This is a genomic window from Pseudomonas sp. GW821-FHT11D10 (assembly GCF_058808435.1).
The window spans coordinates 109,101-135,777 of the sequence record NZ_JBXARR010000009.1 but is presented as its reverse complement, the minus strand read 5'-3'; the positions used below and the strand labels follow the sequence as shown (position 1 = coordinate 135,777).

24 protein-coding genes are annotated in these 26,677 nt (G+C 60.0%); 12 read left to right on the top strand and 12 right to left on the bottom strand.

Features of this window, described 5'->3' with window-relative positions; translation table 11 throughout:
* Window positions 1–26 precede the first annotated feature (26 nt).
* From AC1RT4_RS23645 to AC1RT4_RS23635, 3 genes are all read right to left on the bottom strand, one after another.
* Window positions 27–434, bottom strand: coding sequence for a RidA family protein (locus tag AC1RT4_RS23645; RefSeq protein WP_493088251.1), 408 nt, complete (start codon window positions 432–434; stop codon window positions 27–29).
* A 24-nt stretch (window positions 435–458) separates the two neighbouring features.
* Window positions 459–950: a PaaI family thioesterase gene (locus AC1RT4_RS23640; protein ID WP_493088250.1), complete on the bottom strand. Its 492-nt coding sequence runs from the start codon at window positions 948–950 to the stop codon at window positions 459–461.
* Between the two features lie 148 nt (window positions 951–1,098).
* Window positions 1,099–1,368, bottom strand: a complete 270-nt coding sequence (locus AC1RT4_RS23635; protein ID WP_085604639.1) for a FecR/PupR family sigma factor regulator — start codon at window positions 1,366–1,368, stop codon at window positions 1,099–1,101.
* Between the two features lie 235 nt (window positions 1,369–1,603).
* Between AC1RT4_RS23635 and AC1RT4_RS23630 the strand changes: the two genes are divergently transcribed.
* Window positions 1,604–3,514, top strand: coding sequence for a tyrosine-protein phosphatase (locus tag AC1RT4_RS23630; protein WP_493088249.1), 1,911 nt, complete (start codon window positions 1,604–1,606; stop codon window positions 3,512–3,514).
* 30 nt (window positions 3,515–3,544) lie between these two features.
* On the opposite strand, the gene AC1RT4_RS23625 is transcribed toward AC1RT4_RS23630, so the two are convergent.
* Both AC1RT4_RS23625 and AC1RT4_RS23620 read right to left on the bottom strand, forming a co-directional pair.
* Entirely contained in the window at window positions 3,545–4,519 is a 975-nt protein-coding gene (locus AC1RT4_RS23625) for an AraC family transcriptional regulator (protein WP_493088248.1), read from the bottom strand.
* A gap of 82 nt (window positions 4,520–4,601) precedes the next feature.
* The gene (locus AC1RT4_RS23620) at window positions 4,602–5,507 is read right to left on the bottom strand and encodes a LysR family transcriptional regulator (RefSeq protein WP_179695322.1); all 906 of its coding nucleotides are present in this window, start codon (window positions 5,505–5,507) and stop codon (window positions 4,602–4,604) included.
* A gap of 105 nt (window positions 5,508–5,612) precedes the next feature.
* Here AC1RT4_RS23620 and AC1RT4_RS23615 point away from each other — a divergent pair, with 105 nt between their 5' ends.
* The 3 genes from AC1RT4_RS23615 to AC1RT4_RS23605 are packed head-to-tail and all read left to right on the top strand — an operon-like array spanning window position 5,613 to window position 9,850.
* Complete coding sequence (locus AC1RT4_RS23615) at window positions 5,613–7,340, top strand: amidohydrolase (protein WP_493088247.1); 1,728 nt, start codon at window positions 5,613–5,615, stop codon at window positions 7,338–7,340.
* 41 nt (window positions 7,341–7,381) lie between these two features.
* Window positions 7,382–8,455, top strand: coding sequence for a C45 family autoproteolytic acyltransferase/hydrolase (locus tag AC1RT4_RS23610; protein WP_493088246.1), 1,074 nt, complete (start codon window positions 7,382–7,384; stop codon window positions 8,453–8,455).
* 48 nt (window positions 8,456–8,503) lie between these two features.
* Window positions 8,504–9,850, top strand: coding sequence for an MFS transporter (locus AC1RT4_RS23605; RefSeq protein ID WP_493088245.1), 1,347 nt, complete (start codon window positions 8,504–8,506; stop codon window positions 9,848–9,850).
* Between the two features lie 45 nt (window positions 9,851–9,895).
* Here AC1RT4_RS23605 and AC1RT4_RS23600 read toward each other — a convergent pair whose 3' ends face one another.
* The gene (locus AC1RT4_RS23600) at window positions 9,896–11,578 is read right to left on the bottom strand and encodes an MFS transporter (RefSeq protein WP_493088243.1); all 1,683 of its coding nucleotides are present in this window, start codon (window positions 11,576–11,578) and stop codon (window positions 9,896–9,898) included.
* A gap of 426 nt (window positions 11,579–12,004) precedes the next feature.
* Here AC1RT4_RS23600 and AC1RT4_RS23595 point away from each other — a divergent pair, with 426 nt between their 5' ends.
* From AC1RT4_RS23595 to AC1RT4_RS23585, 3 genes are all read left to right on the top strand, one after another.
* Window positions 12,005–12,361 carry a hypothetical protein gene (locus AC1RT4_RS23595; RefSeq protein ID WP_493088241.1) on the top strand — a complete coding sequence of 119 codons (357 nt, stop codon included), beginning with the start codon at window positions 12,005–12,007 and terminating at the stop codon, window positions 12,359–12,361.
* Window positions 12,362–12,461: 100 nt separating this feature from the next.
* Entirely contained in the window at window positions 12,462–13,289 is an 828-nt protein-coding gene (gene nadE / locus AC1RT4_RS23590; RefSeq protein WP_493088239.1) for an NAD(+) synthase, read from the top strand.
* Between the two features lie 351 nt (window positions 13,290–13,640).
* Complete coding sequence (locus AC1RT4_RS23585; RefSeq protein WP_493088237.1) at window positions 13,641–13,943, top strand: hypothetical protein; 303 nt, start codon at window positions 13,641–13,643, stop codon at window positions 13,941–13,943.
* Window positions 13,944–14,058: 115 nt separating this feature from the next.
* Here AC1RT4_RS23585 and AC1RT4_RS23580 read toward each other — a convergent pair whose 3' ends face one another.
* Window positions 14,059–14,754: a transposase gene (locus tag AC1RT4_RS23580; protein WP_493088235.1), complete on the bottom strand. Its 696-nt coding sequence runs from the start codon at window positions 14,752–14,754 to the stop codon at window positions 14,059–14,061.
* 277 nt (window positions 14,755–15,031) lie between these two features.
* Between AC1RT4_RS23580 and AC1RT4_RS23575 the strand changes: the two genes are divergently transcribed.
* Entirely contained in the window at window positions 15,032–15,310 is a 279-nt protein-coding gene (locus AC1RT4_RS23575; protein WP_493088233.1) for a hypothetical protein, read from the top strand.
* Between the two features lie 82 nt (window positions 15,311–15,392).
* On the opposite strand, the gene AC1RT4_RS23570 is transcribed toward AC1RT4_RS23575, so the two are convergent.
* Window positions 15,393–15,776 carry a DUF6124 family protein gene (locus tag AC1RT4_RS23570; RefSeq protein ID WP_273896834.1) on the bottom strand — a complete coding sequence of 128 codons (384 nt, stop codon included), beginning with the start codon at window positions 15,774–15,776 and terminating at the stop codon, window positions 15,393–15,395.
* 504 nt (window positions 15,777–16,280) lie between these two features.
* Between AC1RT4_RS23570 and AC1RT4_RS23565 the strand changes: the two genes are divergently transcribed.
* Together AC1RT4_RS23565 and AC1RT4_RS23560 are read left to right on the top strand one after the other, a co-directional pair.
* Window positions 16,281–16,661, top strand: a complete 381-nt coding sequence (locus AC1RT4_RS23565) for a RidA family protein (RefSeq protein ID WP_230737439.1) — start codon at window positions 16,281–16,283, stop codon at window positions 16,659–16,661.
* A 125-nt stretch (window positions 16,662–16,786) separates the two neighbouring features.
* The gene (locus AC1RT4_RS23560) at window positions 16,787–18,775 is read left to right on the top strand and encodes a peptidase U32 family protein (RefSeq protein WP_085747454.1); all 1,989 of its coding nucleotides are present in this window, start codon (window positions 16,787–16,789) and stop codon (window positions 18,773–18,775) included.
* A gap of 74 nt (window positions 18,776–18,849) precedes the next feature.
* Here AC1RT4_RS23560 and AC1RT4_RS23555 read toward each other — a convergent pair whose 3' ends face one another.
* On the bottom strand, window positions 18,850–20,160 hold the full coding sequence (locus AC1RT4_RS23555; RefSeq protein WP_493088230.1) for an MFS transporter: 1,311 nt from the start codon (window positions 20,158–20,160) through the stop codon (window positions 18,850–18,852).
* Between the two features lie 385 nt (window positions 20,161–20,545).
* Here AC1RT4_RS23555 and yddG point away from each other — a divergent pair, with 385 nt between their 5' ends.
* Window positions 20,546–21,442, top strand: a complete 897-nt coding sequence (gene yddG, locus AC1RT4_RS23550) for an aromatic amino acid DMT transporter YddG (RefSeq protein ID WP_493088228.1) — start codon at window positions 20,546–20,548, stop codon at window positions 21,440–21,442.
* A gap of 26 nt (window positions 21,443–21,468) precedes the next feature.
* Here yddG and AC1RT4_RS23545 read toward each other — a convergent pair whose 3' ends face one another.
* The 3 genes from AC1RT4_RS23545 to AC1RT4_RS23535 form a co-directional block, all read right to left on the bottom strand.
* On the bottom strand, window positions 21,469–22,704 hold the full coding sequence (locus tag AC1RT4_RS23545) for an aromatic ring-hydroxylating oxygenase subunit alpha (RefSeq protein WP_493088226.1): 1,236 nt from the start codon (window positions 22,702–22,704) through the stop codon (window positions 21,469–21,471).
* Between the two features lie 121 nt (window positions 22,705–22,825).
* On the bottom strand, window positions 22,826–24,166 hold the full coding sequence (locus tag AC1RT4_RS23540) for an MmgE/PrpD family protein (protein WP_493088224.1): 1,341 nt from the start codon (window positions 24,164–24,166) through the stop codon (window positions 22,826–22,828).
* A 123-nt stretch (window positions 24,167–24,289) separates the two neighbouring features.
* The gene (locus tag AC1RT4_RS23535) at window positions 24,290–25,249 is read right to left on the bottom strand and encodes a LysR family transcriptional regulator (protein ID WP_114882519.1); all 960 of its coding nucleotides are present in this window, start codon (window positions 25,247–25,249) and stop codon (window positions 24,290–24,292) included.
* A 366-nt stretch (window positions 25,250–25,615) separates the two neighbouring features.
* Between AC1RT4_RS23535 and AC1RT4_RS23530 the strand changes: the two genes are divergently transcribed.
* On the top strand, window positions 25,616–26,650 hold the full coding sequence (locus AC1RT4_RS23530) for a quaternary amine ABC transporter ATP-binding protein (RefSeq protein WP_423205561.1): 1,035 nt from the start codon (window positions 25,616–25,618) through the stop codon (window positions 26,648–26,650).
* Window positions 26,651–26,677: the final 27 nt, after the last annotated feature.

The window sequence follows — 26,677 nt, the reverse complement described above, 5'->3', positions numbered from 1 at the left end:
CAACACCTCGATGAGGGGGAATGGCGTTACTCAGGTATAGCGCGCCTGCGCACCGCCACGCATTTGATTTCCACCAGCAACCCCGGATGGGCCAGTTCGCTGACGCCGATGCAGGTCCAGGCGCAGAAGCCTTTGGGGAATACGCGGTTTTTCACTTCGCGAAACACCGGCATGTGTTGGCTCATGTCGACGTGATAGGTGGTCATTTCCACCACATCGTCGAAGGTGCAACCTCCGGCCTTCAGCACTTCGTCGAGGTTCTCCCAGGCACGGATGAACTGTTGCTCGGGGTCTTCGATGACTTTCAAATCAGCAGTGCGGCCCACCTGGCCGGCGCAGTAAAGCGTGTCGCCGACCAGAACCGCCGGGGCGTAACCGGCGCGTTCTACGATGGGTTTCATGGATTCGGGGATGATGATTTTGCGATCGGGCATCGTGTTTTCCTTCAGTGACGGATTTCAGCGACCGTGCGCGGCCGCCGCCAACTGCTCGGTATCCACCCGCACAAACACTGAATCACCCACTGCCGTCAGCACATCCCCGGCGTACACCTCGCAGATCACCCGGCTCTTGCGCCCGACCTCTCCTTCGACTTTCGCCTTCAATGTCAGCGGTACGCCCATCGGCGTCGGTTTGATGAACTTGATGCCGAGGTTGCCGGTGACGCAGTTGATGCGCGGCAGGCTTTCGGCTTCACGTCCTTCAGCGCGGTAGTGATACGCCATCGCCGTCCAGTTGGAATGGCAGTCCACCAGCATCGCGATCAAACCGCCGTAGACCAGCTCCGGCCAGCCGCAGTATTTGGCTTCGGGCACGTGCTCGGCCATGACGTGCACGCCGTCCTCGTGCCAGAAACTCTTGATGTGCAAACCGTGCGGATTGCTGCTGCCGCAGCCGAAGCAGACGCCCTCGGGGGCGGCGGTGTCTTGCAGGGAGGTGTCGTGGGACATGCCGGGATCATCCTTAAACTGTTAGCCGAACCGGGCGGATTCTAACCCTGAATAAAGGACGCAGCTCGAGCAATGCGATTGTTCGCTCAAAAGGCGCGGGGCCGGCCAGGGGGTGTTGCAGCTAACAACCCCAGCGTGTCGCGGCGCACTAGGTGCGCTGCGCCAGGTTGCGTTGAAACTCTTCGAAGCTGCAAGGCAGCGTCGTGGCTTTGCGTTTTTTCGACTTGTCGCGCTCGTCCGGCAGTTGATCGCTCAATTCCCAGACCTCAAGCATCTTTGCGTATTCGAAAGCATGGCGCGGGTCGATCTGAATCCATTGCTGGAACGCCTGGCGTTCGTCGGGCGTGCAGGTTTCGTCTTGCAGGCGCAGGCACCAGTGCGCCGCTTGCGTCAGGATTTCATCATCTGCGTCGTTCATTGACGGGTTCCAGAAGGGTCGAAGACTGCAGTTTACGTGGGTGCTTGCAAAAAAAACGTCAAAGCACGGAACGGATTTAGTCGGCAACCACGGACAGAACGCGCGCGCGCCGGACAGAACGCGCGCGCGCCGGACAGATCGCGCCGCCATTTACGGTTTTCGAAGATTTGCCATATTCAGTCACATTTCATTGTAGATAGTGGGCAGCCCAACCGGTTTCCAATGAGGCTGCATCGTGTTTCCACGTCTTCTGTGTTCGCTGTCCGTGTTGAGTCTGTCCATCGCTGCCGCCCACGCGGCCGACCTTGATACCCCGCGCCTGAAGGGCATCGACAACTTTCGCGATGTCGCCGGTATCACCACCGCTTATTCCACGGCGCACGACGGCACCATGCGCGCCGGTGTGTTCTACCGCTCCAACGCGCTGACGCCGACCGCGTCGGACCTGGCGACCCTCAACGGTCTGGGGATCAAGGCCGTTTACGACCTGCGCACCCCCAGCGAAATCGCGGCCACGCCGGACACGATGATCAGCGGGGCAACCTACCAGAACATCGACATCATCGGCGCCACCACGTCGGGCGCAAACATCACCACGGTCTCGTTCAAAAGCGCGGCCGATGCGACTGCGATGATGCAGGAGACCAACCGCGCATTTGTCAGCGACGTCGGCATGCGCGGGCAGCTGGGTGTGCTGTTCAACGAACTGGCCGGTGTCGACGGCGCCGCGCTGTTCCATTGCACCGCCGGCAAGGACCGCACCGGCTGGACCGCCGCCGTGCTGCAAAGCATCGCCGGGGTCGACAACGCGACGATCATGAGCAACTACCTGGCGACCAACGACTACACCGCCGACCGCGTGGCCAAGACCCTGGCGATGATGCCGCCGAGCATGGCCGCGATCTACGCGCCGCTGCTGGGCGTCGAGGCAAGTTACCTGCAAGCGGGGCTGGATCAGGTGACCGCGCAATACGGCAGCATGGACAACTACCTCAAACAGGGGTTGGGTCTGTCCCAGGAAACCATTTATGTACTGCGCGGCAAAATGGTCGAGTACAACAGCTTGCCCGGTCAGGCAGGGCTGATCGGCAACGCCGCCGCCGGTGCGCAACTGTTGCAGGAATTGCAGAACAGCAAACTCTCGGGCACTTACAGCGCCTACAACTACTACCTGCAATCGGCCATCGACGCCGGCACCCTTAGTGGCGTCGAGTCCACGGTCGGCGGTCAGGTGCACGCCGATGCGGCCAGTTATCTGCTGCGTCAGAATGCGATGATCGAACAGGCCGCCGCGCCATTCGCCAGCGGCACTGACCTCAAGGTCGGTCAATACCGCTTGTGGAGCACCGCACTCGCCGGTTACCTCGGCACCGACGGCTCGGCCCATGCGCAAAGCAGCAACGAACACAGTCAGGGCCTGATGGTTGGCGTCACCCAGCGTTTCTCCGAACAACTCAGCGCTCGCGGCGGCATCGGTTACAGCAAAGGTTCGGTGGGCGGCGCAGGCGGCGAGGCCGACACCGATTTCACCTTCCTCGACCTTGGCGCCCGTTATGGCTTCACCAGCCTGGAACGTGGCCTGTTTGTCGATGCCAATATCAGCGCCGGTTACGTCGACTACGACAGCAAGCGCGACCTCGGTGGTGGCCTCGGCTCGGCGAAGGGCGACACCCACGGCAATCTCAGTGGTGCCACGTTGGCACTCGGTTATCGCATGCCGCTGAACACTGTGATTCTGGAACCGAGCCTCGGCGTGCGCGTCAGCCGTCTGGACCTATCGGGCTTCCAGGAGAAGGGCAGCGAACTGGCTCTCGACGTTGACGACATTCAGGAAACCCGCCGCAGTGCGGTGGCCAATCTCGACGTTTCGTTCGCCCCGATGCCGATGGGCGCGTGGCAACTGGTGCCGGGCGTGCGGGTCGGTTATGAGCGTGTGCTGGGCGATCATCAGGTCGACAGCGAAGGGCAGCTGCTGGGGCTGGATATCGAACAGCGCGCGGCGTTCGATAACCGTGATCAGTTCAACGGCGGCGTCAACCTGATGGCCAACCTCGGCGCCCTGAGCCTGGGTGCCGAAGTCGGTGCCAGCGGTGGCGGCGACAGCCACGGTTTCAGCGGCGGGCTCAAGGCCAGTTATCAGTTCTGACCAACCTGAAGGTGAAGAAAAAGGACTGCCTCAGCGCAGTCCTTTTCGCATTTCTGCGGGGCTCACGCCGTAGGCGTCCTGAAAGTACTGGCAGAACCGGCCGACGTTGCTGAACCCGAATTGCAGGGCTACGTCGGTCACCGATGACGATTGGCCTTGCTTCAATGCATCACAGGCGCGCTCCAGCCTGACCTGACGCTGGTACGCGACAATCGAGGTGCCGACGAACCGCCGGAAGCCTTCCTGCAAGGCCCGCAGACTGACGTTCACCAAACCCGCCAGATCCGTCCCGCTGACCATCTGCTCGGGATGCGCCTGAATGTATTCGATGGCCTGTTTCACATGCCGCGGTGCGATCTGCGCCTCGGGGCGGCGCAAGGCCTCGCTGAAGTTGTGCGGCCAGGCTTCCAGCACCGCGTCCACCAGCATCTCCCGCAGGCGTGACGGCATCAGCGAACCGGCGTTCAGCAACAGATCGAATTCGGTGCCGGTGGCCAGATCGATCAGCGCACGAATGCCCTGAAACGCCGGGCTGTTCAGATCCACCCTCGGCTCGAAATGCAGCTTGTGCACGATCGGTCGGCCCAGCAGTGACGACAACCGTTCAGTGAGCGCCGCGCGGCTGATCGACATGCCGTGCTGGGCGTGATTGTCGACGAAGCGCATCGAACGCAGATCCGCCTTGTCGATGGCCAGCCCGATGTGCGGCAGGCCCAGGGATTCGGCGGAATCGTTGAAGATGATCCGGCCGGCGGTGGGAATCACGAAGGTGATTTCGTCGTAGGGCTCGGGGAACGCCACGGTGAAATCGCCCCGGTAATGCATGCGCCGGAAACTCACGCCTTCATACCGTCCATAAACGCCGCCGATGATGATGTCCTTGGGCGGCGGCGGGGTGTCGCCATAACGGTTGCCGAACATGCGGGAGAACAGCGCACCGAAGTCGTCGCAGGACATATCGGCGGATCGGAGGATGATGGTCTGGCGCGTCGGACTTGAGTACACCGGGAAGGTCACCTTGGCAATCGGGGCAAAGAGGCGCGAGGACGTTAGCAACCGAGAATGACAGCGACATGACACAAACGGATTACGTCGCTTGCCAGTGAGCCTTCAGGAAATCGATAAACACCTTCACCTTGCGCGTATTGCGCCGATGGGCCTGATACAGCACGTAGATCCACGGGCCGAAGGCGCTGGGCTCACGCCAGTATTCGGGCATCAATTCCACCAGTTCGCCCCGGGCGAGATACGGCGCGGCGCTCCACTGCGGGAGAAATTGCAGGCCTTGTCCGTCCAGCAGGCAGGCCAGCAGGAAATCGTAATTGTCGCTGGCAATGCGCGGGGTCGGCTGGGTCATGCGCAGGCGTCGCTCGCCTTGTTTGACCCACCAGAAATGCCGGTTGAGCAGCGGATGGCGGAAGATCAGCCAGTCATGCTGGTGATAGTTGTCCAGTGACACATCGCTGCCCTTGCGCGCCAGATAGGCCGGGCTGGCGCAAAGCTGCACACGGTTTTCCACCAGCGGTTGAGCGATCACCCCCGGCAGGTCGATCGGCCCGTCACGCAGCGCCAGGTCGTAGCTGCCATCGACCGGGTCGTCGTAGTTGTCGCTCAGATCCACTTCCAGATTGACCTGCGGGTGTTCGTTCAGAAAGCGGCAGCACACCTGATTGAGAAAGGCCGGGGCAAAGGAGGGCGGGGCGATGATGCGCAACTCGCCGCGCAATTCGTGCTTGAGCTGTTCGACGCCTTCGCTGGCCAGTTGCAGTTGCAACAGCGCCTGACGCGCGCCTTCCAGATAGATCCGCCCGGCCTCGGTCAGCGCCATGCGTCGAGTGGTGCGGTCGAACAAGCGGCTGCCGAGTTCTTCTTCCAGTTGCGCCACGGCCTTGGTCAGGGCCGACGGCGTGTTGCCGAGCACCTCGGCGGCACGGCTGAAGTTACCGTGCTCGGCGGTGGCGACGAACATGGTCAGGGCGCTCATTTTGTCCATTGATCTATTCCTGGCGGGCACAGAAGTTGTGCGTGAGACGGCATTCAGTTATCCGGCGGGCTTGGCTAATCTGGCCTCAGCCTAACAAAAATAACGAGAACGCTCATGAAGCAGCTCCTGACCCTGATGGTGTCGACCGCACTGGCCTGTGCCTCGCTGGAAAGTCTGGCGGCCACCGATGTGATCCTGCACAACGCGAAGGTTTACACCGCCGAACCCGGCCAGCCGTTGCAGCAGGCCATCGCCATTGAGGGCGACAAGGTCGTCGCGGTCGGTTCGGATGCGCAGGTGCTGCGCCTGAAGTCCGCCGACACCCGGTTGATCGATCTGGGCGGCAAAGTGGTGATGCCCGGTTTCATCGACTCTCACTCGCACACCCTCAAGGGTGGCCTGCAGATGCTGCAGGCCAATCTCGACGGGCAGCTGCTGCCGCTCGATGAACTGGAGTCGCGCTTGCGTCAATGGCGCGAGGACGGCAAGGCCCTGCGCGGTGAGTTCCTCAGCGTCGGCGGATTGCCCTCGACCTACTGGAGCCAGACTGACGCACTGGAGCAGCGTTTCAATCAGGGCGAGTGGGCCGATCAGCCGCTGTTGCTGTTGGGCTGGGACCTGCACACCGGTTGGGCCAATCAGGCGATGCTCAAACGCGCCGGTATCGATGCGGCGCGGATCCAGGCTCTCAAACCTGAGGAAAAAGACACCCTCGGTCATCACCCGGACGGACAGCCAAACGGTTTTATGGTGGACGCCGGGCTCTATCCGGTGCAGGCCCTGTTGCCGCCGCCGACCGATGACGCGCTGCTGGCGGGTGGGCGCGCCGCGCTGAATTACTACAAAAGCCTCGGAATTACCGGGTGGATGGACCCGCTGGCGAACGAACTGCCCGGGGCCGACGTGAAAAACGACTCGCTCGGCGTGCTGCCGACGTACAAGAAGCTTTCGGAAACCGGCGAACTCACCGCTCACGTCGCCGCATTGCTGATGGCCGATTCGAAGGCTACACCCGCTGATCTCGATGAACTGGACAAGGTCCGCCAGCAGTTCCTCGGCGTGCACAACCTGACGCTGCCGGGCATCAAGGTGTTCGCCGACGGCGTGGCCGAATCGCCCGCGCAGAGCGCAGCGATGCTTGAGCCTTACAAGAACTCGAAAAAATCCGGTGAGCTGCTGATCGACCCGGCGCACTTTGGCGAGCTGGTCAGCGCCGCCGACGCCCGTGGCTGGCTCGTCCACATCCACGCCATCGGCGACCGCGCGGTCCGCGAATCACTCAACGGCATCGAGCAGGCGCGCAAGGATCGCCAGAGCGGTATCGCCCATTCGATCACCCACCTGCAGATGGTCAACCCGAAAGAATTCGCCCGGTTCAAGGCGCTGAACGTCATCGCCTCGATGCAGATGTACTGGGCCAGCGCCGATGAATCGAGCATGGATCTGGTCAAACCGTACGTCAGCGCCATGGCGTTCATGTACACCTATCCGGCGCGCTCGCTGCTCAAGCAGGGCGCGACCATCGCCGGCGCCAGCGACTGGCCGATCACCACACCCGAGCCGTGGAAAGCCATTTACCAGGCCGTCAGCCGCAAGGGCCCGAAAGGCGTGCTCAACGCCGCTGAAGACATCGATCGCCAGGTCATGTTTCAGGCCTACACCCTCAATGCGGCCAAGGTCCTGCGACTGGAAGACCAGATCGGCTCGCTCAAAACCGGCAAACAGGCCGACCTGATCGTCCTCGACCGCGACGTGTTCACGGTCGCCCCCGAAGCCCTGCGCGACACCCAGGTCCTCAGCACCTGGTTCGCCGGCCGCGAAATCTATCGCCGCCAGCCGTAAGCCGCACTCCGATTACAACGCCAAAAAAAGGAAAACCTTTCGTGAACCTTCATTGCTTCGTCACCGACACCCGTAACCCGCAAACCCGTGGGCATCAGATCGGTGACGCCTTCAGCGCGCAGATTCGCCAGACCGTTGCGCTGTACCTGGACTTCTTCAACCAGCTCGACATCCCGCCGCAGCAAGTGCGCGCCATCGGCGAAGCCAGCCTGCAAGCGCTGGAAGACTGGAGCCCGGCGCTGGCCGAGGAGATCGTCGCCACGGCCGAAGGCGCGGATCTGCCGCTGTGGCAACTCGCAGCCCTGAATGCCCGCACCGAAATCCTCGCGGTAATGCCGTCCACCGAAGGCGAATGCTCGACCGCCATCTTCGCGCCTCATGGCCCGCAGGCACCAAAAACCATCCAGACCTGGGACTGGCACGACACGCTGGTGCCCAACGGTCTGATCCTGCAACTGACCACCGACGCCGGGATGACCGTCAAGCTGTTCACCGAGTTCGGCATGCTCGGCAAGATCGGCGTGAACAGCGCCGGCCTCGGGCTGCACTTCAACATTCTTCACCATGCCAGCGACAACGGCGCCGCCGGCGTGCCGGTGCATGCGATTGCGCGGCGGATTCTGGAGCAGGCGCGCAATGTCGAAGAGGCCATCGAGTTGGCGCGTTCGGCGCGGGTCAGTGCGTCTACGGTGCTGACCGTGTCCTCTCGCGAGGACTCGAAAATCCGCGCCTGCAGCATCGAAATGTCGCCTGCCGCCACCGCCGTGGTGCTGCCGAACGCCGAAGGCTGGATCACCCACACCAACCATTTCCTCGACCCGAACCTGAGCGCTGGCGAACGCACGCCGGACGCCTCGACCACCTACGCCCGCATCGACCATGTGAACGCTTTGCTGAGCGGCATGACCGAGGGCGACCTGATACGCCGAGCCGATGCCATGTGCGGCGCCGCCGGCGAAGAGGCACCGATCTGCTTCCACCCCGACCTGAGCATGCCGGCCACCGAGCGCTGGGAAACCTTGCTGACCATCGGCATCGACACCGAGCAGTGCGTGCTCGAATACGCCGCCGGCAACCCGAAACAGCTGGCTCGCAACGGTTACCAGCGTTTCTGAAACCCTGAAGCAACGCCCCGAAAAACAACAACAAGAGGAGCACCCCACATGGCCAGTCACCCTGCACGCACGGCGGGTTCACCGTCGGCACTGAGAACCTTCTTCGTCTCCGGCATGGGCACCGCCCTGGAGTTTTATGACTTCGTGATTTACGGGATCGCCGCCGCGCTGGTGTTCCCGAAGGTGTTTTTCCCGCAGATGGACCCGCTCACCGCCACCCTCGTAGCCTTCGGTGCGTTCGGCGCGGGGTTCTTTGCCCGGCCGTTGGGCGGTGTGGTGTTCGGGCATTACGGCGACAAACTCGGGCGCCAGAAAATGCTGGTCATCACCTTGTTGTTGATGGGGCTCAGCACCTTTCTGATCGGCTGCTTGCCGGGTTACGCCACCCTCGGCGCGGGTGCGCCAGCGTTGCTGGTGCTGTTGCGACTGGTGCAGGGTTTTGCCGCCGGGGGCGAGTGGGGCGGGGCCGCGTTGTTCGGCATCGAATCCGCGCCCGTGGGGCGTCGAGGGCTGTGGGGCAGTTTCACCAGCATGGGCATCGGCATCGGCGGGGTTCTCGGCTCGGCGGTGTTTGCCGTGGTCAGCGTGGCGGCCAACGATGACCTCGCCGGTTTTGCCTGGCGCATTCCGTTCTGGCTGGGCGGCGTGCTGGTGCTGATCGGGCTCTATGCGCGGTTACAGAAACCACCGCAGTCGCTCAGCGAGCCGAACGTCCACGGACGCATGCCGTTGATTGAAGCATTGCGTGCGCGACCTCGGGCCATGTTGTTGTGCACGGGCATCGCGTTTGGCTACGTGACCATCGCCTATATCGGCAGCACGTTCTTTCTGTCCTACGCCACACAACTGGGCTATGGCAGCACCGATGCGCTGATTTTCGACATCGCGCTGTCCGTCGCCATCGTCATCACCGCGCCGTTGTTTGCCTTGCTTTCCGACCGGATCGGTCGGCGCAAGGTGATGATCCTCGGGGCGTTCATCATGGCGGTCGGATTCTTTGTTTTCTTTCCGTTGGTGGGTTTGAAAAGTTTGCTGGTGTCCACATTCGCTTACATCGTGATCGGTGCCTTCATGGGCGCAACGCAAGGGCCGATCCCGGCGTTTCTCGCCGAGCAGTTTCCAAGGGACATGCGTTATTCAGGGATGTCGGCGGCGTACCAGATCGGTGCTGCGCTGGGTGGCGGGACGGCGTCGAGTGCGGCCACGGCCATCCTGATCGCCAACAACCACGATGCGTTTGGCGTTGCCGTTTACGGGGCGGTGGCGCTGGGGATCGTGGCGGTCTGCTCATTCTTCCTCAAGGAAACCGCGCACTTGAGCCTGGAGGAAATCGACGCGCCGGTGACGGTTGCTCCAACCATCCCGCCTGCGGTGCAACGCTGGGAAACGCGGTGAGGCTGGCGCCGCCCCTTCTTTGCAGAAGCGGACGGCGCTCAATCCTCAGGTGTGATGGATGTCGCGATCCTTGGTTTCAGGCATGAAGAAGATCCCGAGAATCGCCGTCATCACCGCAATCACGATCGGGTACCACAAGCCGTAGTAGATATCCCCGGTGGCCGCGACCATCGCGAACGCCACGGTCGGCAGGAACCCGCCGAACCAGCCGTTGCCGATGTGGTACGGCAGCGACATCGAGGTGTAGCGGATGCGCGCCGGGAACAGCTCGACCAGCCACGCAGCGATCGGGCCGTAGACCATGGTCACGTAGATCACGAGGATGGTCAGCAGCAGCAAGACCATCGGGTAATTGGTCTTGGCCGGGTCGGCTTTTTCCGGGTAGCCGGCTTCTTTCAGCGCGGTCGTGAGGCTGGCGGTGAAGGCGTCGTTGCGGGTCTTGAAGTCGGCGGCCGGCAGGGTCGTGCCTTCGAAACTTTCGATGACCTTGTCGCCGATACGCACCTGGGCCACGGTGCCCGGTTCTGCCACCACGTTTTCGTACGGGATCGCCCGTTTGGCCAGGATGGTTTTCGCCAGGTCGCAGGAGCTGGTGAATTTGGCCTTGCCCACCGGATCGAACTGGAACGAGCACTGGTCGGGGTTGGCGATCACCTTGACCGGGTTTTTCTCCTGGGCGACGAACACGTCGGGGTTACCGTACTGGGTCAGGGCATGGAAGATCGGGAAGTAGGTCACCGCCGCCAGAATGCACCCGGCCATGATGATGCCCTTGCGCCCGATGCGGTCGGACAGGCTGCCGAAAATCACGAAGAACGGCGTACCGATCAGCAGCGAACCGGCAATCAGCAGGTTGGCGGTCTGCGGGTCGATCTTCAGGGTTTGCAGCAGGAAAAACAGCGCGTAGAACTGCCCGGTGTACCAGACCACCGCTTGGCCGGCGGTGCCGCCGAGCAGGGCCATGATCACGATTTTCAGGTTATCCCAACGGGCGAAGGATTCGGTCAGCGGTGCCTTCGACGCCTTGCCTTCGGCTTTCATCTTCATGAACACCGGCGACTCGCTCAGTTGCAGGCGGATGTACACCGACACGATCAGCAGCAGGATCGACAGCAGGAACGGAATCCGCCAGCCCCAGGCCTCGAACGCCTCGGTGCCCAGTGCCGTGCGGCAGGCCAGAATCACCAGCAGCGACAGAAACAGCCCCAGCGTCGCGGTGGTCTGAATCCACGAGGTGAAGAACCCGCGTTTGCCCTTCGGCGCATGCTCGGCCACATACGTCGCCGCGCCGCCGTACTCACCGCCCAGCGCCAGACCTTGCAGCAGTCGCAGGGTAATCAGAATGATCGGCGCCGCGACCCCGATGGTCGCGTAACCGGGCAGGAACCCGACAATCGCCGTCGACACACCCATGATCACAATCGTGATCAGAAACGTGTGCTTGCGCCCGATCATGTCACCCAGCCGCCCGAACACAATCGCCCCGAACGGCCGCACCGCGAAGCCTGCGGCGAAGGCGAGCAGGGCGAAGATGAACGCCGTGGTCTCGTTCACCCCGGCAAAGAAGTGCTTGGCGATGATCGCGGCGAGTGAGCCGTAAAGGTAGAAGTCATACCACTCGAACACTGTGCCGAGGGACGACGCAAAAATCACCTTGCGCTCCTCGCGGCTGATGCTGTGGTTGGTGGGCGGCGCGCTGCCGGTGGACATGCTGTCGAGTACTGCCATGGGTGTTCTCCGTCGTGCTTGTTTTTGTAGGCCGGAGCACTTCATCAACGTCGCGTACCCGAGGCCTGTGGCGGATGCCGTATCAGGTGTTTCGTGGAGCGTGCACAGAATCACCGCCCCGCGGGGGAGGGCGGGGTTTCATTGAGCATAATTGGGATTGGGGGGATATCCAGTGGTGGCGGTGGACGGGGGCAGTGACGGAGAGGGTTTGGCTGGGTCGGGGAGGGAATGAGTTAAATGAGTTTGCGGCCGTAGTTTCTTATGGTTATTCAGAATTTTGGTTGTTCTGAATAAGTATTAAAAACTGTTATTTCTATCAGGTGTAATAGTGGATGTTTGTGTTGATACTTTGCCTGGTAAAGGGAGATAGAATAAATCTGTTCCCTTTGTTTGAAATGGTTTCAACACATAGCAAGGACGATTGTCATGATCCCAGAAGAAGCTCTAAGGTTTTACGATGAACTTGTACATCTAACGCCTCAACCGACCGTCAAATTGTCTATTTTGTTTCGGGGCGGCCTCCACGAGGATTACTATCCTGTCAGCATAGACGCCGGACGCCATGAGATGAGATATAGACGCACCGACGGAGTAATAGACTTTATTGGGTTGCTTGATGCGGTCCGGATCGATGCGCAGGTTACATACCCGAACGGCCTGGTCAAGTCAGATATCGCATTAGAAGGGGTGCCTTACAAAAGTCAGGCGCGTTACCCAGGAAAGGGCATCGTGTTAGAAGATACTATATTACTACTACCGGACAGATTTATAGTAGATGATTAAAAGGGGATGGATTTATTTAATGAATCAAAAGCGGCAGATTTATTTAATCGTCCCCTTTTGGCATTAATCAGTTGTTTCTGGCCTTCCGAGGAGTGGGCTCATGCATTCCATACAGCGGGAAATTGCTGAACAGCTCAACGTTCAGCCGCCATTCGCGGATCATCAGGCGCTTGAAACGGAGATTGTTAGACGCATCGCATTCATCAAAGAATGTTTGATCAATTCCGGCATGAAGACACTTGTGCTGGGCGTCAGTGGCGGTGTTGATTCACTCGCCGCCGGCCTGATGGCGCAACGGGCAGTTCGTGAGCTACGCGAGAGTACGGGCGACGGGCGTTACAGATTAGTTGCCTTGCGTTTGCCTTTTTGTAGCCAGAAAGATGAACACGATGCCCAGGCCTCGATGAAATGCATCAATCCGGACGAGCGCCACACCGTCAATATCGGCCCGGCGGTGAAGGCTCTGACGGCTGAGGTCGCGGCGCTCGAAAGCCAGCATCCAGTTTTGAGAGATTTTGTGGTGGGCAACAGCAAGGCGCGGATGCGCATGGTCGCCCAGTACATCTTCGCGGGTGCGTTTCAAGGTCTGGTGATTGGCACCGGCCACGCGGCGGAGGCCGTCATGGGCTTTTTCACGAAGTTTGGCGACGGCGCCTGTGACCTGGCACCGCTAAGTGGTTTGCTGAAAAGCCAGGTGCGGGCGATTGCGCAAAGTTTCGGCGCACCGGCATCACTGGTAAACAAACCGCCGACAGCAGATCTGGAAGACCTGGCACCGGGCAGACACGACGAAGCCTTTTTCGGTATGAGCTATGACGAGATCGATCGTTTCCTGCGTGGTGAGCCTGTGCGTCAAAAAGCGTTCGACACCATCTACAGGGCCTACAAAAAGGCTTATCACAAGCGAATGATGCCTTTTGTTCCCTGAAATTTCTTCCAAAAGGGGACAGATTTATTTAATCGTCCCCTTTTACGTTAAGCACTTTTCTCTGGTCTTCCTCAGTCTCTGAGTGGAATGCGTCTCCCGGTAATTTTTTCAATTTCGTCGACGAATCTCATGTTTCCAGTCAGTTGGCCCCGTGGCTGAGGGGGTATTAATTAAGTCTGTGTCCGTTGCCTCTTATGGTTGTTCAGAATTTTGGTTGTTCTGAATAAGTATTAAAAACTGTCATTTCTATCAGGTGTGGTTTTAGGTTTTTATGTGGATATTTTTCTGGTGGAGGGTCGGAAAATAAATCTGTCCCCTTTTGAGTTTTTTTCTTGTTTATGGAGCTTGGTTATGGATGCTTTTGAAGGGAAAGTTACGGGCGTGCAGGATTGTAAGTGCACGTTTTCTCAGTTGATTAAGCAGGTCGAGATAGCGTGCAGGGTGGAGTTGGTTAGTGCAAATATGATGGATAATGAACTCCGAATAAATTTTTTGCGTGGGAAACGATTTCCGACGCTGCATGTAAGTGTGGTGGAGTTGTCGTCGCTCTCTGGAAATACAGTGAGTTATGAAAGAATAAGGGAAACTATTAAAGCTAATCAAGAAAAGGGTATTGAAGGGTATTCGGAGGCGGAGCTTGGTTGGTTATTTTAATTGAAGTTGATTTAAGTTGATAAATCAAAAGCAATCAAAGGGGGGGCGGATTTATTTCAAACAAAAGGGGACCAATCAAAAGGGGACAGATTTATTTAATCGTCCCCTTTTGATGTTAAGCACTTTTCTCAGGCCGCCCTCGGTCTCTGAATTGAATGCGTCTCCCGGTAATTTTTTCAATTTCGTCGACGAATCTCATGTTTCCAGTCAGTTGGCCCCGCTGAAGTGCATCTCTTATGAGTTGCAATTCATTGGTGGGTGACGCCATCTCAACAAACGACTTATAGCGTTCACGCCGTTTGGCATCCGTAGGCCCTAGCTCCAGAAAGCAGGGATCTTTGTCCAGCCATGTGGATTCAGAAAAATCGCACAGGCGCAGAGCAAAACTTGACCAACGATAATCTTCTGCTCGCGCCACCATGCGGGCTCGCACTGGGTTTAACTCGATGTAGCGGCTGCAAGCCAATAGATAATTGTCGGATTGAACGACGCTGGATTTGTAGCGACTTTCCCACAGCGTGCCGGTTCTCCCCTCAACCTTGTTGCGATACCGCGTCATCCGCCCGGCGAGGGCTTTCATGAGTTGTCCAAGGCTGGACGTTGATTCCCCTGGGGCGAGCAGCAAGTGGACATGGTTTGTCATCAAGCAGTAGGCATAAACTTTTATACCTAATGCTTCCTTGAGCTCGCGCAGGTCAGAGAGATAGCGCTCAAAATCTGCTGGCCCTGCGAAAACGACCTGTCTGTTGTGGCCGCGCTGCACGATATGGTGCGGATAGTGCGGTAGCACGATGCGTCCCGTTCTGGGCATGAGTCTTCCTACGTCCTTGTTTTGATGGATGAAGCTTAGAAGGTGGCGACGTATAGACAGGCAGGATGTGTCAGAGAATGTATCTGCCTAGGCTGATGGGATGAATTAAAGGAATCTGCGTCCGATCTTTCTTATGGCTGTTCAGAATTTTGGTTGTTCTGAATAAGTATTAAAAACTGTCATTTCTGTCAGGTGCGGCCGCGGATGGTTACGTTGATACTTTTGGTAAGTGGGGTTGGAAAATAAATCTGTCCCCTTTGATTGCAAGGAGGATGATATGTGTAGGGTGATGATCAGGGGAATCCCAAAAAGTAAGCTATCGGATGTGGCGCGAACTACTATTGAGATTGATAGCTTGCTTGAGGGGGTTGACTTTAAGAGTGCAATTTATAATATTGAAAAGAGTGAGGTTTTGTTGGTTGTTGAAAGTTACGATCAGTTTAGATCTTATCCTCTTATTGCCGGCGAAGATGGTGTTTTTTGGATAGATTATGAAAGCTTAATTCCTGAGGCTCGTATGGGAGGTCATAAATTACTTCTTGGTGGAGAGGACTAATTAAGAGAGCAAAAGGGGGCGGATTTATTTAATCGTCCCCTTTTGATGTTAGTTGGTAACTGGCGGAAATTCTGCCAATGGGTTATTCCGTCGGCACAACGTTATCCAGCACCTGATTCACCGCCAGTTCCGCCAGCATCACGATCTGCGCGATGCCTTGCGCGGTCTTGCGGTGGGGGCCTTCGAGGAGGTCGACGAAGTTGTTGAGCATGACGTTGGCCGAGCCGAGGGTTTCGACGGCGTCGGCGAGCAGGGATTCGTTGTTGCTGGCCGGGTTGGCCTGGTAGAGGCGGTTGGGGTAGTAGGGCGCGGCCATCATGTGGGCTGAGATCGGGCCGAGGTGGTAGTCGAGGGCGCGGTTGGCGGCTTCGTTGAATCTCTTGGAGTCAGGGCATTCGTAGGGGGACGTTGGGTCGGTGATGCTGGCCGGTTCCGTGACCGGGGGATTTGGCGTTATTTTGAACATGGGATGTCATCCTTCTATAAGGCCGCATCCATTTCGCTGCTAAACGAAGGGGGTGGCGGCTGTGTGCGAGTTAGCAGACCGGTAGACATCCCCAAAACCCGGCGCACCCGAAGGTGCCAAGCACACAGCCACCATCAAGTGCAGGCGACCGCCTGACTGATGAGACTCGTACAACCGGGGAATATCTGCCGGGCTGCTAAACCCGATCACTGCGAATCAGTGACCCGATCCAAGTTACCGGCCGACCCCAAGGCGCACAAGCCGGCGGATTCTGGCGTAGCCGTAGGCTCTGGCGCAAGGATTTGTGGGCAATTGCGCGTAACTTCGAGTGTCTTTAAACACCCGCGGCGAAACGTGTTTACGGGCCCTTAAAACACGCCGAAACATCCGCCCGAAACCGCCCCGAAATCCGCCATGACTTCAAACCCGCCGCCGTGTCTGTAAACTGGCCGCCCGAAACGGCGCGCGATGGCGCCGTCCTCACTGCCAGCGAAGGACTTTCCCATGGCCAACCAAGACATCACCTACACCCCGGATCCGGATGCAGACTCGATCTCTTCGGACGTGACCGAATTCAACGGCATCCTGATGTCGACCCAGATTCCGACCCGCGCCGACGGAAGTCTGGAACTGGGCGACGTCACCGCGCAAAGCGAATGCACGTTGCAGGCGCTGAAAGTGGCGCTGGAAAAGGCCGGCAGCTCGATGGAGCGCGTGCTGCACCTGACCATCTACCTGACCGACATGGCTGATCGCGCCGCGTTCAACGAGGTGTACAAGCGCTTCTTCGCCAAGCCATGGCCGGTGCGTGCGGCGGTTGGCGTGGCGGCGCTGGCGGTTGAAGGGATGAAGGTGGAAGTGACTGCGATGGCCGCCAAGGCCTGAGTTTGCGGTTCGGTAGGGCAGCTCAGCACTGAGCAGGGCTGCCACCCGGCAGCACAGGCGTGCCGCCCACGCGTTTCGCGGCTACAATGCGCGCCTCAACCGTGACAGCCTGACTAAAAAAACATATGTCCTTGCCCAAACATCACCTGGAACTGCTCAGCCCCGCCCGTGACGTGGCCATCGCCCGCGAGGCCATCCTGCATGGCGCCGACGCGGTGTACATCGGCGGCCCGAGCTTCGGTGCGCGCCATAACGCGTGCAACGAGGTGAGCGAAATCGCCGAACTGGTGGAATTTGCCCGTCGCTATCACGCGCGCATCTTCACCACCATCAACACCATCCTGCACGACAACGAACTGGAGCCGGCGCGCAAGCTGATCCATCAGTTGTACGACGCCGGCGTCGATGCGCTGATCGTCCAGGACCTGGGCGTGATGGAGCTGGACATTCCACCCATCGAGCTGCACGCCAGCACCCAGACCGACATCCGCACCCTTGAGCGGGCCAAGTTCCTCGATCAGGCCGGTTTCTCGCAACTGGTACTGGCCCGTGAACTGAACCTCAAGGAAATCCGCGCGATCGCCGATGAAACCGATGCCGCCATCGAGTTCTTCATTCACGGCGCGTTGTGCGTGGCGTTTTCCGGTCAGTGCAACATTTCCCACGCGCAGACCGGGCGCAGCGCCAACCGGGGCGACTGCTCCCAGGCCTGCCGTCTGCCGTACACCCTGAAAGACGAAAAGGGCGGCGTGATCGCCTACGAAAAACACCTGCTGTCGATGAAGGACAACAACCAGAGCGCCAACATCCGCGCGCTGGTCGAGGCCGGTGTGCGTTCGTTCAAGATCGAAGGTCGCTACAAGGACATGGGCTATGTGAAGAACATCACCGCCTATTACCGCCAGCGCCTCGACGACGTGCTCAACGACCGTCCGGACCTGGCCCGCGCCTCCAGCGGCCGCACCGCGCATTTCTTCATGCCGGACCCGGAAAAGACCTTCCACCGTGGCAGCACCGACTACTTCGTCAGCGAGCGCAAGATCGACATCGGCGCCTTCGATTCGCCGACCTTCACCGGTCTGGCGGTGGGTACGGTCGAGAAAGTCGGCAAGCGTGACATGCAGGTGATCACCCACGAACCGCTGTCCAACGGCGACGGCCTCAACGTGCTGGTCAAGCGCGAAGTGGTCGGTTTCCGCGCCAACATCGCCGAAGCCAAGGGCGAGTTCGAGGAAGAAGGCGAGAAGCGCTACCGCTACCGCGTCGAGCCGAACGAAATGCCGGAAGGTCTGTACAAGCTGCGCCCGAACCATCCGCTGAACCGCAACCTCGACCACAACTGGCAGCAGGCCTTGCTCAAGACCTCCGCCGAGCGTCGTATCGGCGTGAGCTGGCTGGCGAAGCTGCGTGAAGAGCGTCTGGAACTGACCGTGACCAGCGAAGAGGGCATCAGCGCCAGCGTTGCTTTGGAAGGCCCGTTCGGCGTCGCCAACAAACCGGAACAGGCGCTGGAGACCTTGCACGATCTGCTCGGCCAGCTCGGCACCACCGAGTACCACGCGACCTCGATCAAGCTGGATGCGCCGCAAGCGTTCTTCATCCCGAACTCGCAGCTCAAGTCGTTGCGCCGTGAAGTGATCGAAGCGCTGACCGCCGCCCGCGTTGCCGCCCACCCGCGCGGTTCGCGCAAGGCCGAGACCACGCCACCGCCGGTGTACCCGGAAGCGCATCTGTCGTTCCTGGCCAACGTTTACAACCAGAAGGCTCGCGACTTCTACCACCGTCACGGCGTGAAGCTGATCGACGCGGCGTACGAGGCCCACGAAGAGGCGGGCGAAGTGCCGGTGATGATCACCAAGCACTGCCTGCGGTTCTCCTTCAACCTGTGCCCGAAACAGGCCAAAGGCGTGACCGGCGTGAAAACCAAAGTCGCGCCGATGCAGCTGATTCACGGCGATGAAGTGCTGACCCTGAAGTTCGACTGCAAACCGTGCGAGATGCACGTGATCGGCAAGATGAAGGGCCACATCCTGAATCTGCCGCAGCCGGGCAGTGTGGTGGGGCATATCAGCCCTGAGGATCTGATGAAGACGATCCCGCGCGCGCCGCACTGATTCAGAGGCTGCTGTGCGATAAATAAAAAAAACCGGTGACGAAAGTCACCGGTTTTTTTATGCCTGCCAGAAACTCAATGGGTTTCGAAGCGCGATCCCGTTGGCGGCGCCGCTTCGCCACTCAACGCATCGACCATCGGCGGATGCTCTTGCGCGGCTTGACGCAGATCCTCGGTCACCCGCAGCTCGGCGCCGGTTGGCGAGAAGGTCGCTGCCGCCGCAAACGGCGCCGGATTGGCTGGCACCGGACGCTTGCCGCGACGCCAGAAGAAGAACGTCACCATGGCCAGGTTGACCAGCGCGAAGGCCCAGAACAGGCCGGTTTCGCCGTGGGCGTTCATCGCCGGCGAGATCAGCAGCGGGCTCATCGCCGAGCCCAGCGAGTTGATCAGCAACATGCCCTGAATCATCGGCACCAGGGTTTCGACCGGCGCACGGTCGGCAGCGTGGCTGACCGCAACCGGATACAACGCGAACACGCCACCGCCCAGCAGGAACAGCATCGCCGCGAGCATGGCCGAGGACAGCGGCACCAGCACGATCACCAGCGACAGCACGGTGCACGCGGCGCAGAGCACGGTCAGCACCTGCAGGCGATCCTTGCGGTCGGACCAGCGCCCGACCGGGTATTGCAGCAGCATTGCGCCGAGGATCGTCCAGGCCATCATGCTGCCGACTTCGCCGACGTTCAGGCCGATGCGTTGCAGGTACAGCGGCAGCAGGGTGTAGATCGCCGCGATGGTCACGCCGGAGCCGAAGCAGCCGACCAGTCCGGTGGGCGACACGCCGAGCAAGGCCCGTGGTTTGAGCGGTTCGACCTGTTCCAGCAGCGGCGATACGCGCGGCAGGATCACGATCGGCAGCACCGACAAGGTCGCGAGCATGCCGGCGACCATGAACGGCGCCGTGTCGCCCAGCCCGGTGATTTTTCCCAAAAACGCCTGACCCAGCACGCCGGCGCCGTAGAGGACGATCATGTACAGCGCCAGCAGACGGCCGCGAATCTTCGCGTCACCGGCCAGCAGCAGCCAGCTCTCGATCACCAGAAACACGCCGACCGTGGCCCAGCCGTTGATCAGGCGCAGGACGACCCAGCCCCAGGTGTCATAAAACAGCCCTTGCAGCAGGATGGTCGCGGCGATCAGCGAGGCGAAGCTGCTGTAGGCGCGGATATGGCCGATGCGCAGGATCAGCCGGTCGTTGAAGATCGCGCCGAGCGTCAGACCGGCGAAATAGGCCGAGGACACGATGCCGATCATCGTCGCCGATTCGCCGGCAGCGCCCAGGCGCAGGGTGGTCAAAGAAGACAGAAAGCCGTTGCCCAGGGCAACAATGAAGAGCCCGAGCAGGGGCGCCAGCGCCATGGCCAGCAAACGCGGTGTCATAAAAACCTCAAGTGATCGAACAGCGGAACGTGCGCCTCTGCGCATGCGAGTGCCAAGCCGAAGTGTGTTGAAGACAAACGACCGCCGAACGGGCAGGACGATTGAGCCTGGCGCACTGTGTGAAAGTGGCCGGCTGTTCAAACCTGAGGGTTGTCATGGCTGCGGGCAGGCGCCGTTCGGGCGACTGCAAGAGGAGGCGCGATTTTAAGCCTTGTGTGGCGTTTGCCAAGGTGCCGGGCCTGCGACGTTGAGACGCAGCCCGGATTGATAAAGACAGGATCGATAACCCCAGCGCATTCATTGCCCAGATGAAAAGTCGCTGTATCGATCCGGTTTCCCTCGTTAGCCTGTGCGGTCGAATCGCGATGTTGATCCAGAGGCAATGATGCAGATAAGAGGCGAGCGTGCCGCCACGGCGTGCGGGCTGTTGGCGATTGTGTTGTGGAGCACCGCCGCCGGGTTGATCCGGGGCGTCAGTGAACATTTCGGCCCTCTGGGCGGGGCCGCGATGATTTACACCCTGGGGGCGATCCTGCTGGTGATGTTTCTCGGGCGACCGCGTCTTCGTTCCACGTCAACACTCTATCTCCTGCTCGGCAGTGGGTTGTTCGTTGCGTATGAGGTGTGCCTGTCTTTGGCGCTGGGGTTTGCCAGTGACCGGCAACAGGCGATCGAACTGGGCGTGGTCAATTACCTGTGGCCGTGCCTGACGGTGGTGCTGGCGATCTTCATGAACGGGCAGAAAACCCGCTGGTTCATCGTTCCCGGCAGTGCGCTCGCGCTGTTCGGCATCCTCTGGGTGGTCAGCGGTCAGGGCCTGTCGCTGCCGGGGATCATCGCCAACGTCAATTCCAACCCGCTGAGTTACAGCCTGGCGCTGGCCTGTGCGATCACGTTCGCGCTGTATTGCAACGTCACGCGCCGCTACGCCAACGGGCAGAGTCTGGTGGTGCTGTTTTTCGTGCTGACGGCCATTGTGCTGTGGGTGAAATGGGGCTTCAGCAGTGAACGGATTTCTGCCTTCACGCTGGGCAGCTCCCTCGAACTGATCGCCACCGGCATCGCCATGGCCGGCGGTTATGCGCTGTGGAACATCGGCATCCTGCGCGGCAACCTGACCTTGCTGGCGACCGCGTCCTACGGCGCGCCGGTGCTGTCCTCGGCCTTCGCCGCGTTGTGGCTGGGGGTCAGTTTGCAGATGCAGTTCTGGCAGGGCGCGGTGCTGGTGACCGCCGGATCGCTGCTTTGCTGGTACGCGACCCGGCAACGTCAGTTCTCCTGAAAAACCGGCGTTGTCGCGCATGCCGGTCAGCCCACGGACTTCAACGGAATCGGCCCCTTGAGCCGGTCCAGCATCGTGGCGCAATACCAGTCATCGAACTGGCAGACGCCGGTTTCCGCCGTTTCCGAGTACGGCCCCGGTTCGTAGGACGGGGACGTCACGCCACGCTGGGTGCCTTCGACCAGCGTGCGGTCCTGATCGTTGGTGGCGATCCAGACTTTGGTCAGGCGTTCGAGGTCGTAATCCACGCCTTCCACCGCCGTGTCCGGCACCAGCCATTTGGTGGTGACCATGGTTTGCGTGGCGCTGATCGGCAGAACCCGGAAGCTCAGGGCATGGTCGCCGAGGAAGTGGTTCCAGGTGGACGGGTAATGGAAATAGAGCAGGGCGCCGATGTCCGGTTCAGCGGTTTTGTCCAGGCGCCCGTTCACCGCAGGCTTGCCGTCCATGGTGTAGCTGACCGCCCCGGACGACAGCGGGATGCGGGTCATGCGGTACTGGCCGTTGATGTCCATCACCAGACGGCTCGGTAGCCCGGCTTTCTCGCAGGTGTTCCAGTAGGCCGTCAGGTGCGGATCATCCTCGCCACCGGCGCCGCCCACGGACGGGTTGTCGACGTAGGACTTCAGCAGTTCCGGGTGGGAGCCGTCGCAGTGGTAGCACTCGCGGTTGTTCTCGAACACCAGTTTCCAGTTGCCTTGTTCGATGATGGTCGACTCGAACGCCACTTTGCAGTTGTCCAGATAATGCGGGGCGATGAACGGGCTGACGGCCTTGCGAAAGCCTTCGAAGTCCGGCGCCTTGGCGGCGACGCAGACAAAGATATAGCTGTGCACGATCTCGCAGTGCACGGACTTGAGGTTGTACTGGGCCTTGTCGAAATCCTGGCCCATGTTGCCGGCGTACAGCAGGTTGCCGTCCAGCTCGTAGGTCCACTTGTGATAGGGGCAGACCATTTTCGCGACCTTGCCGTGCTCGTGTTCGCAGATCTTGGCGCCGCGATGGCGGCAGGCGTTGTGAAACGCCCGGACTTCGCCATCCTTGCCGCGCACTACCGCGACCGGGTAATCACCGATCTGCAGGGTGAAGTACTGGCCGGGTTTGGAAATTTCGAAGGTGTGCCCGGCGAAAATCCAGTCCTTGTGCCAGATCTGTTCGAGGTCCTGGCGATAGACGTTTTCATCCTTGTAGAGGGCGCCCGGCAGCGAGTGCCAGGGTTTGCGCTGGGCGATCAGGTCAACCACGGTGTCTTTATTGTTCATTGTTATCCTCGTCATGCGCGTTATGGCCGTACCCGCTCGGGGGCGACGATAGTCAGCAGCCTAGCCGCGCCGGGAATGCCGTCACAAACGACATTTCCTGCGGGCAATCGATGCGTTGCGGTTATGGGTGAACCCGTTCGAAGATCGGCGCGAGCGTGGCGATGGCGGACGCAGACTGGCCCAGATTGCCAATCGCCTGTTTCACCGCGAGGCTGCGTTCGCTGCCGAGGCTTGAGGCGAACAGATCGAACTTCTGCTCCAGTTCTTCGCGGCTCAGGGCCGTTTCGGGATCGCCGCGCGCGGCGGTGATCGGGCTGACGAGGACGTTGCCGTTTTTCAGGGTGACGGTGACGCGCGAAAGGATTTCATTGGGGAAACGCGCGGAAATGTCGGCGGCTTCGACGATCTCGATGCGTGCGCTCAAGGCGCGGATGTCGGCGGCGTGGATCGATTCGCCGGTGACTTCGTCCGGGCCGAGTTTGCCCCTGACGATCAGTGCCGCCAGCGGAAAGGCCAGGGCGTATTGCGCCTGATCGGCATCCGCCGGGGTGTGGCCTTGCAGACACATCGACTCGTAGAAGGTCTCGACGCGGATTGTCTCGATCCCCTCAGCATTGAGCGCAGGATGCTCCTGTTGCAGTTGCAGCATCGCGGTCAGCGCCGGTTGCGCCCAGCGGCACACCGGCCAGGGTTTGAAATACTGGCTGTCGATTTCCCAGCGCTGACCAAGGTCGAGCCAGTGCTCGGCGACCGAGGCGTCCTCGACGGTTTCCGCCGGCGCACCGGTCACACCTTCCTTGGCCATCAGCAGCGCATTCAAACCGACAAAGGCGCCGCTGCCGTGGGCGTCACGCAACATGGTTGGAAAAGCGATCAGACGCATCATCGGGCAACGGGCGCTGAAGTATTCGGCGATGCCCAAGGCATGGCGAAAGGTCGGCTCGTCAAAACCGAGCAAGCGGGCCCCGGCGCAGACCACGCCAATCGCCGAAAAGCCGCCGGACGCGTGGTAGGTCGGAGAGGTCGCCATCAGGGCTGTTCCAGCGCGCAGTCCAGTTTCATAACCGAGGCACAGCGCGCTCAAAAGCTCATGCCCGCTGACTTCCTTGCCTTGGTGATGCAGCGCATCGGCGAGGGCGAGCAGGGCCGGCACCACGGTCGCGCCGGCATGCCCCTTGGATCGGAAATGGCCTTCGTGGGCATCGAGGCTGTCGGCGGAAAAGCCGCCGGCCCAACCCGCGCCCAGCAGGCTCACACGCTGACCGTCGAACAGCAGACGACTGCCGTACTCGCCGGCGGGATAGTGGGAGACGGCAAAACGGCGCAGCGCCACACTCGTGTCATTGGACGCGGCACCGGCCATGACGCCGACGATATCCAGCAGGCTGTTTTGCAAAATCTCCCGGGTCTTGGCCGGGGCCTGGATGAAGTCAAAGTCGCGGCAGAATTCGTAGAGTGACATTAAACAATTCCTTCCTGTGAGGGGGACCGGCCAGATCCCGGCCGGCGCCGCTCCACAATGAGTCAGGAAGGTTGTGCGGCTCCAACGACATTTTCGTCGGGCAATTGATAACCAAATCGATGGCTAGCGACGGGGGAACTTCGACAGGATCCACTCGCGAAACCGCCGTAGCGCGTCTTCGTTGTCGGCGTTTTCGCGGCAGCTCAGGTAATGCCAGCTGTTGCGCAGCTGCACTTCCTGCTCGATCGGGCGCACCAGCAAACCGCGTTGCAACAGCGGCGCAACCAGATGATTCCAGCCCAGCGCGATACCCTGATGGGTCAGCACCATGCTGATCAGCAGGTTGTAGTCGTTGGCGTTGAAAATCTGCGGGCTGGTCGCGGGGCGGTCGTCGATGTCGATGGACTGAAACGCCAGCCACACGCCCCAATCGACATGCTCGGCGACTTGCGAGCGACCGTAAGGGCTGAGGTTGAGCAGGGCGGAATCGCGCACGCCTTCGATGGTGGCGATTTCCGGGTGCTGCTCCAGATACTGCGGCGTGCACACCGGGTAGATCAGGTCGTGGCACAGCGGGTAGCTGCGATAGCCCTCGCGAATGCGCGAAATCTTGGTGATGAACACGTCGGGCTGCACGCCCGGTTCCATGGTCAGGAAGTTCTGGGTGGTGATCAGGTTCAGCTCGATGCCTTCGCTCTGGGCGAAAAACTCCGGCAGGTGATTCGACAGCCACAGTGCAGAGAACGCCGGGGAGCAACAGATGGTCAGCACCTTCTTGACCGACTGACTGCTGCGGATGCGCTCGGCGGCCTGGGCGATGTTGACGAAAGACAGCTGCGCGGCATCGAAGAACAGCGCGCCCGCCGAAGTGAGTTCAACGGCCCGCCCGACGCGGGTGAACAACTGCGCCCCGAGGTAGCTTTCCAGCTCGCGGATCTGCCGGCTGATCGCGGCTTGGGAAACGCACAATGCTTCGGCGGCACGGGTGAAACTCTGGTACTTCGCGGCCGCGACAAATGCCTTTACGGCCCTCAAGGACGGCATCTTCAGCAAGATGGTGTCTGGGTCGACATGCTTGGTCATCTGTACGGCCTCCTCACGATACGGCTCCCGGGCGAAGCGCGACGAGGGTAGCCCAAGCCTGCGCGCAGGGATACGCCGGCGTCGCAGCAAGGATAGTCGCGGTCGCTGGCAGGCGATGCCTGCTTCAAACGGGGGAGAGCGGCGGAATCGATAACCCGACGTTATCAACATGTCCCTGTAAATGTCGTTGGATTAAGCAGGGGGATGCTAATAAATTTGAAACGTCCCTCGTTCCTGGGGTCCCAAAAATAATAAAAGGAAACCCGTCGTGACGACATATAACTATTACCGCTGCCGCTCAAAACCAGTTTCGCTCGATTGCATATTGTTTGAACCCGAATATGCACTACGCGATGGAGGCAAGGTATGACTCGCTCCGACGAAATAATTTGCGTAAAGAATGTTTATAAAGTCTTCGGTACTCAGCCAGCCCTGGCCATGAAGTTGATCGAAGAAGGCGCATCGAAAGCGGAAGTATTCAAAAAGACCGGCCAGGCCATCGGTGTATTCGATGCCAACTTCTCGGTCAAACGAGGCGAGATCTTTGTCATCATGGGTTTGTCCGGTTCCGGCAAATCGACCATGGTCCGACTGTTCAATCGCCTGATCGAACCGACCTCCGGCAGCATCTTTCTGAATGGCCGGGAAATCACCGGCCTGGGCGACAAGGACCTGTTGCAGGTGCGCCGCAAAGACATGGGCATGGTGTTCCAGTCGTTTGCCCTGATGCCGCACATGAGCGTCATCGACAACGTCAGCTTCGGCCTGGAAATCAGCGGTGTCAGCGAAAAGGAACGCTACTGCCGGGCCATGGGCGCCCTTGAGCAAGTCGGGCTTTCCGGTCAGGAAATGTGCTTTCCTCATCAGCTCTCCGGAGGCATGCAACAGCGGGTCGGCCTGGCCCGCGCCTTGGCTAACGATCCGGCCATCCTGCTGATGGACGAAGCGTTCTCCGCGCTTGATCCGATGATCCGCAGCGAAATGCAGGGCGAGCTGATCAAGCTTCAGGCCGAGCAGGATCGCACCATCATTTTCATCTCCCACGACATTGAAGAAGCCGTGCGCATCGGTCACCGCATCGCGATCATGGAGGGCGGGCGCGTGGTGCAGATCGGCACGCCCCGAGAGCTGCTGTGCAACCCGGTGAACCAATATGTCCGGGACTTTTTCAACGGTTTCGACACCAGCCGGATATTGCGCGCCGGCGATATCGCACAAACCGATTCGGGCATTGTTTATGAACCGGGTCGTCAAACTCCGATAAAGGCCGACGCTTCCTTGCGCGAGATCTTTCACCTTGTTGCGGCTTCATCTACGCCAATGCCGGTAGTCGATGAAGTTGGACTTTATAAAGGTTCGATCTCGCAGGGGCATCTTTTAAGTTGCCTGGGTAATAGCTGAGCTTCTGTTAAACAAGAATGATCACGC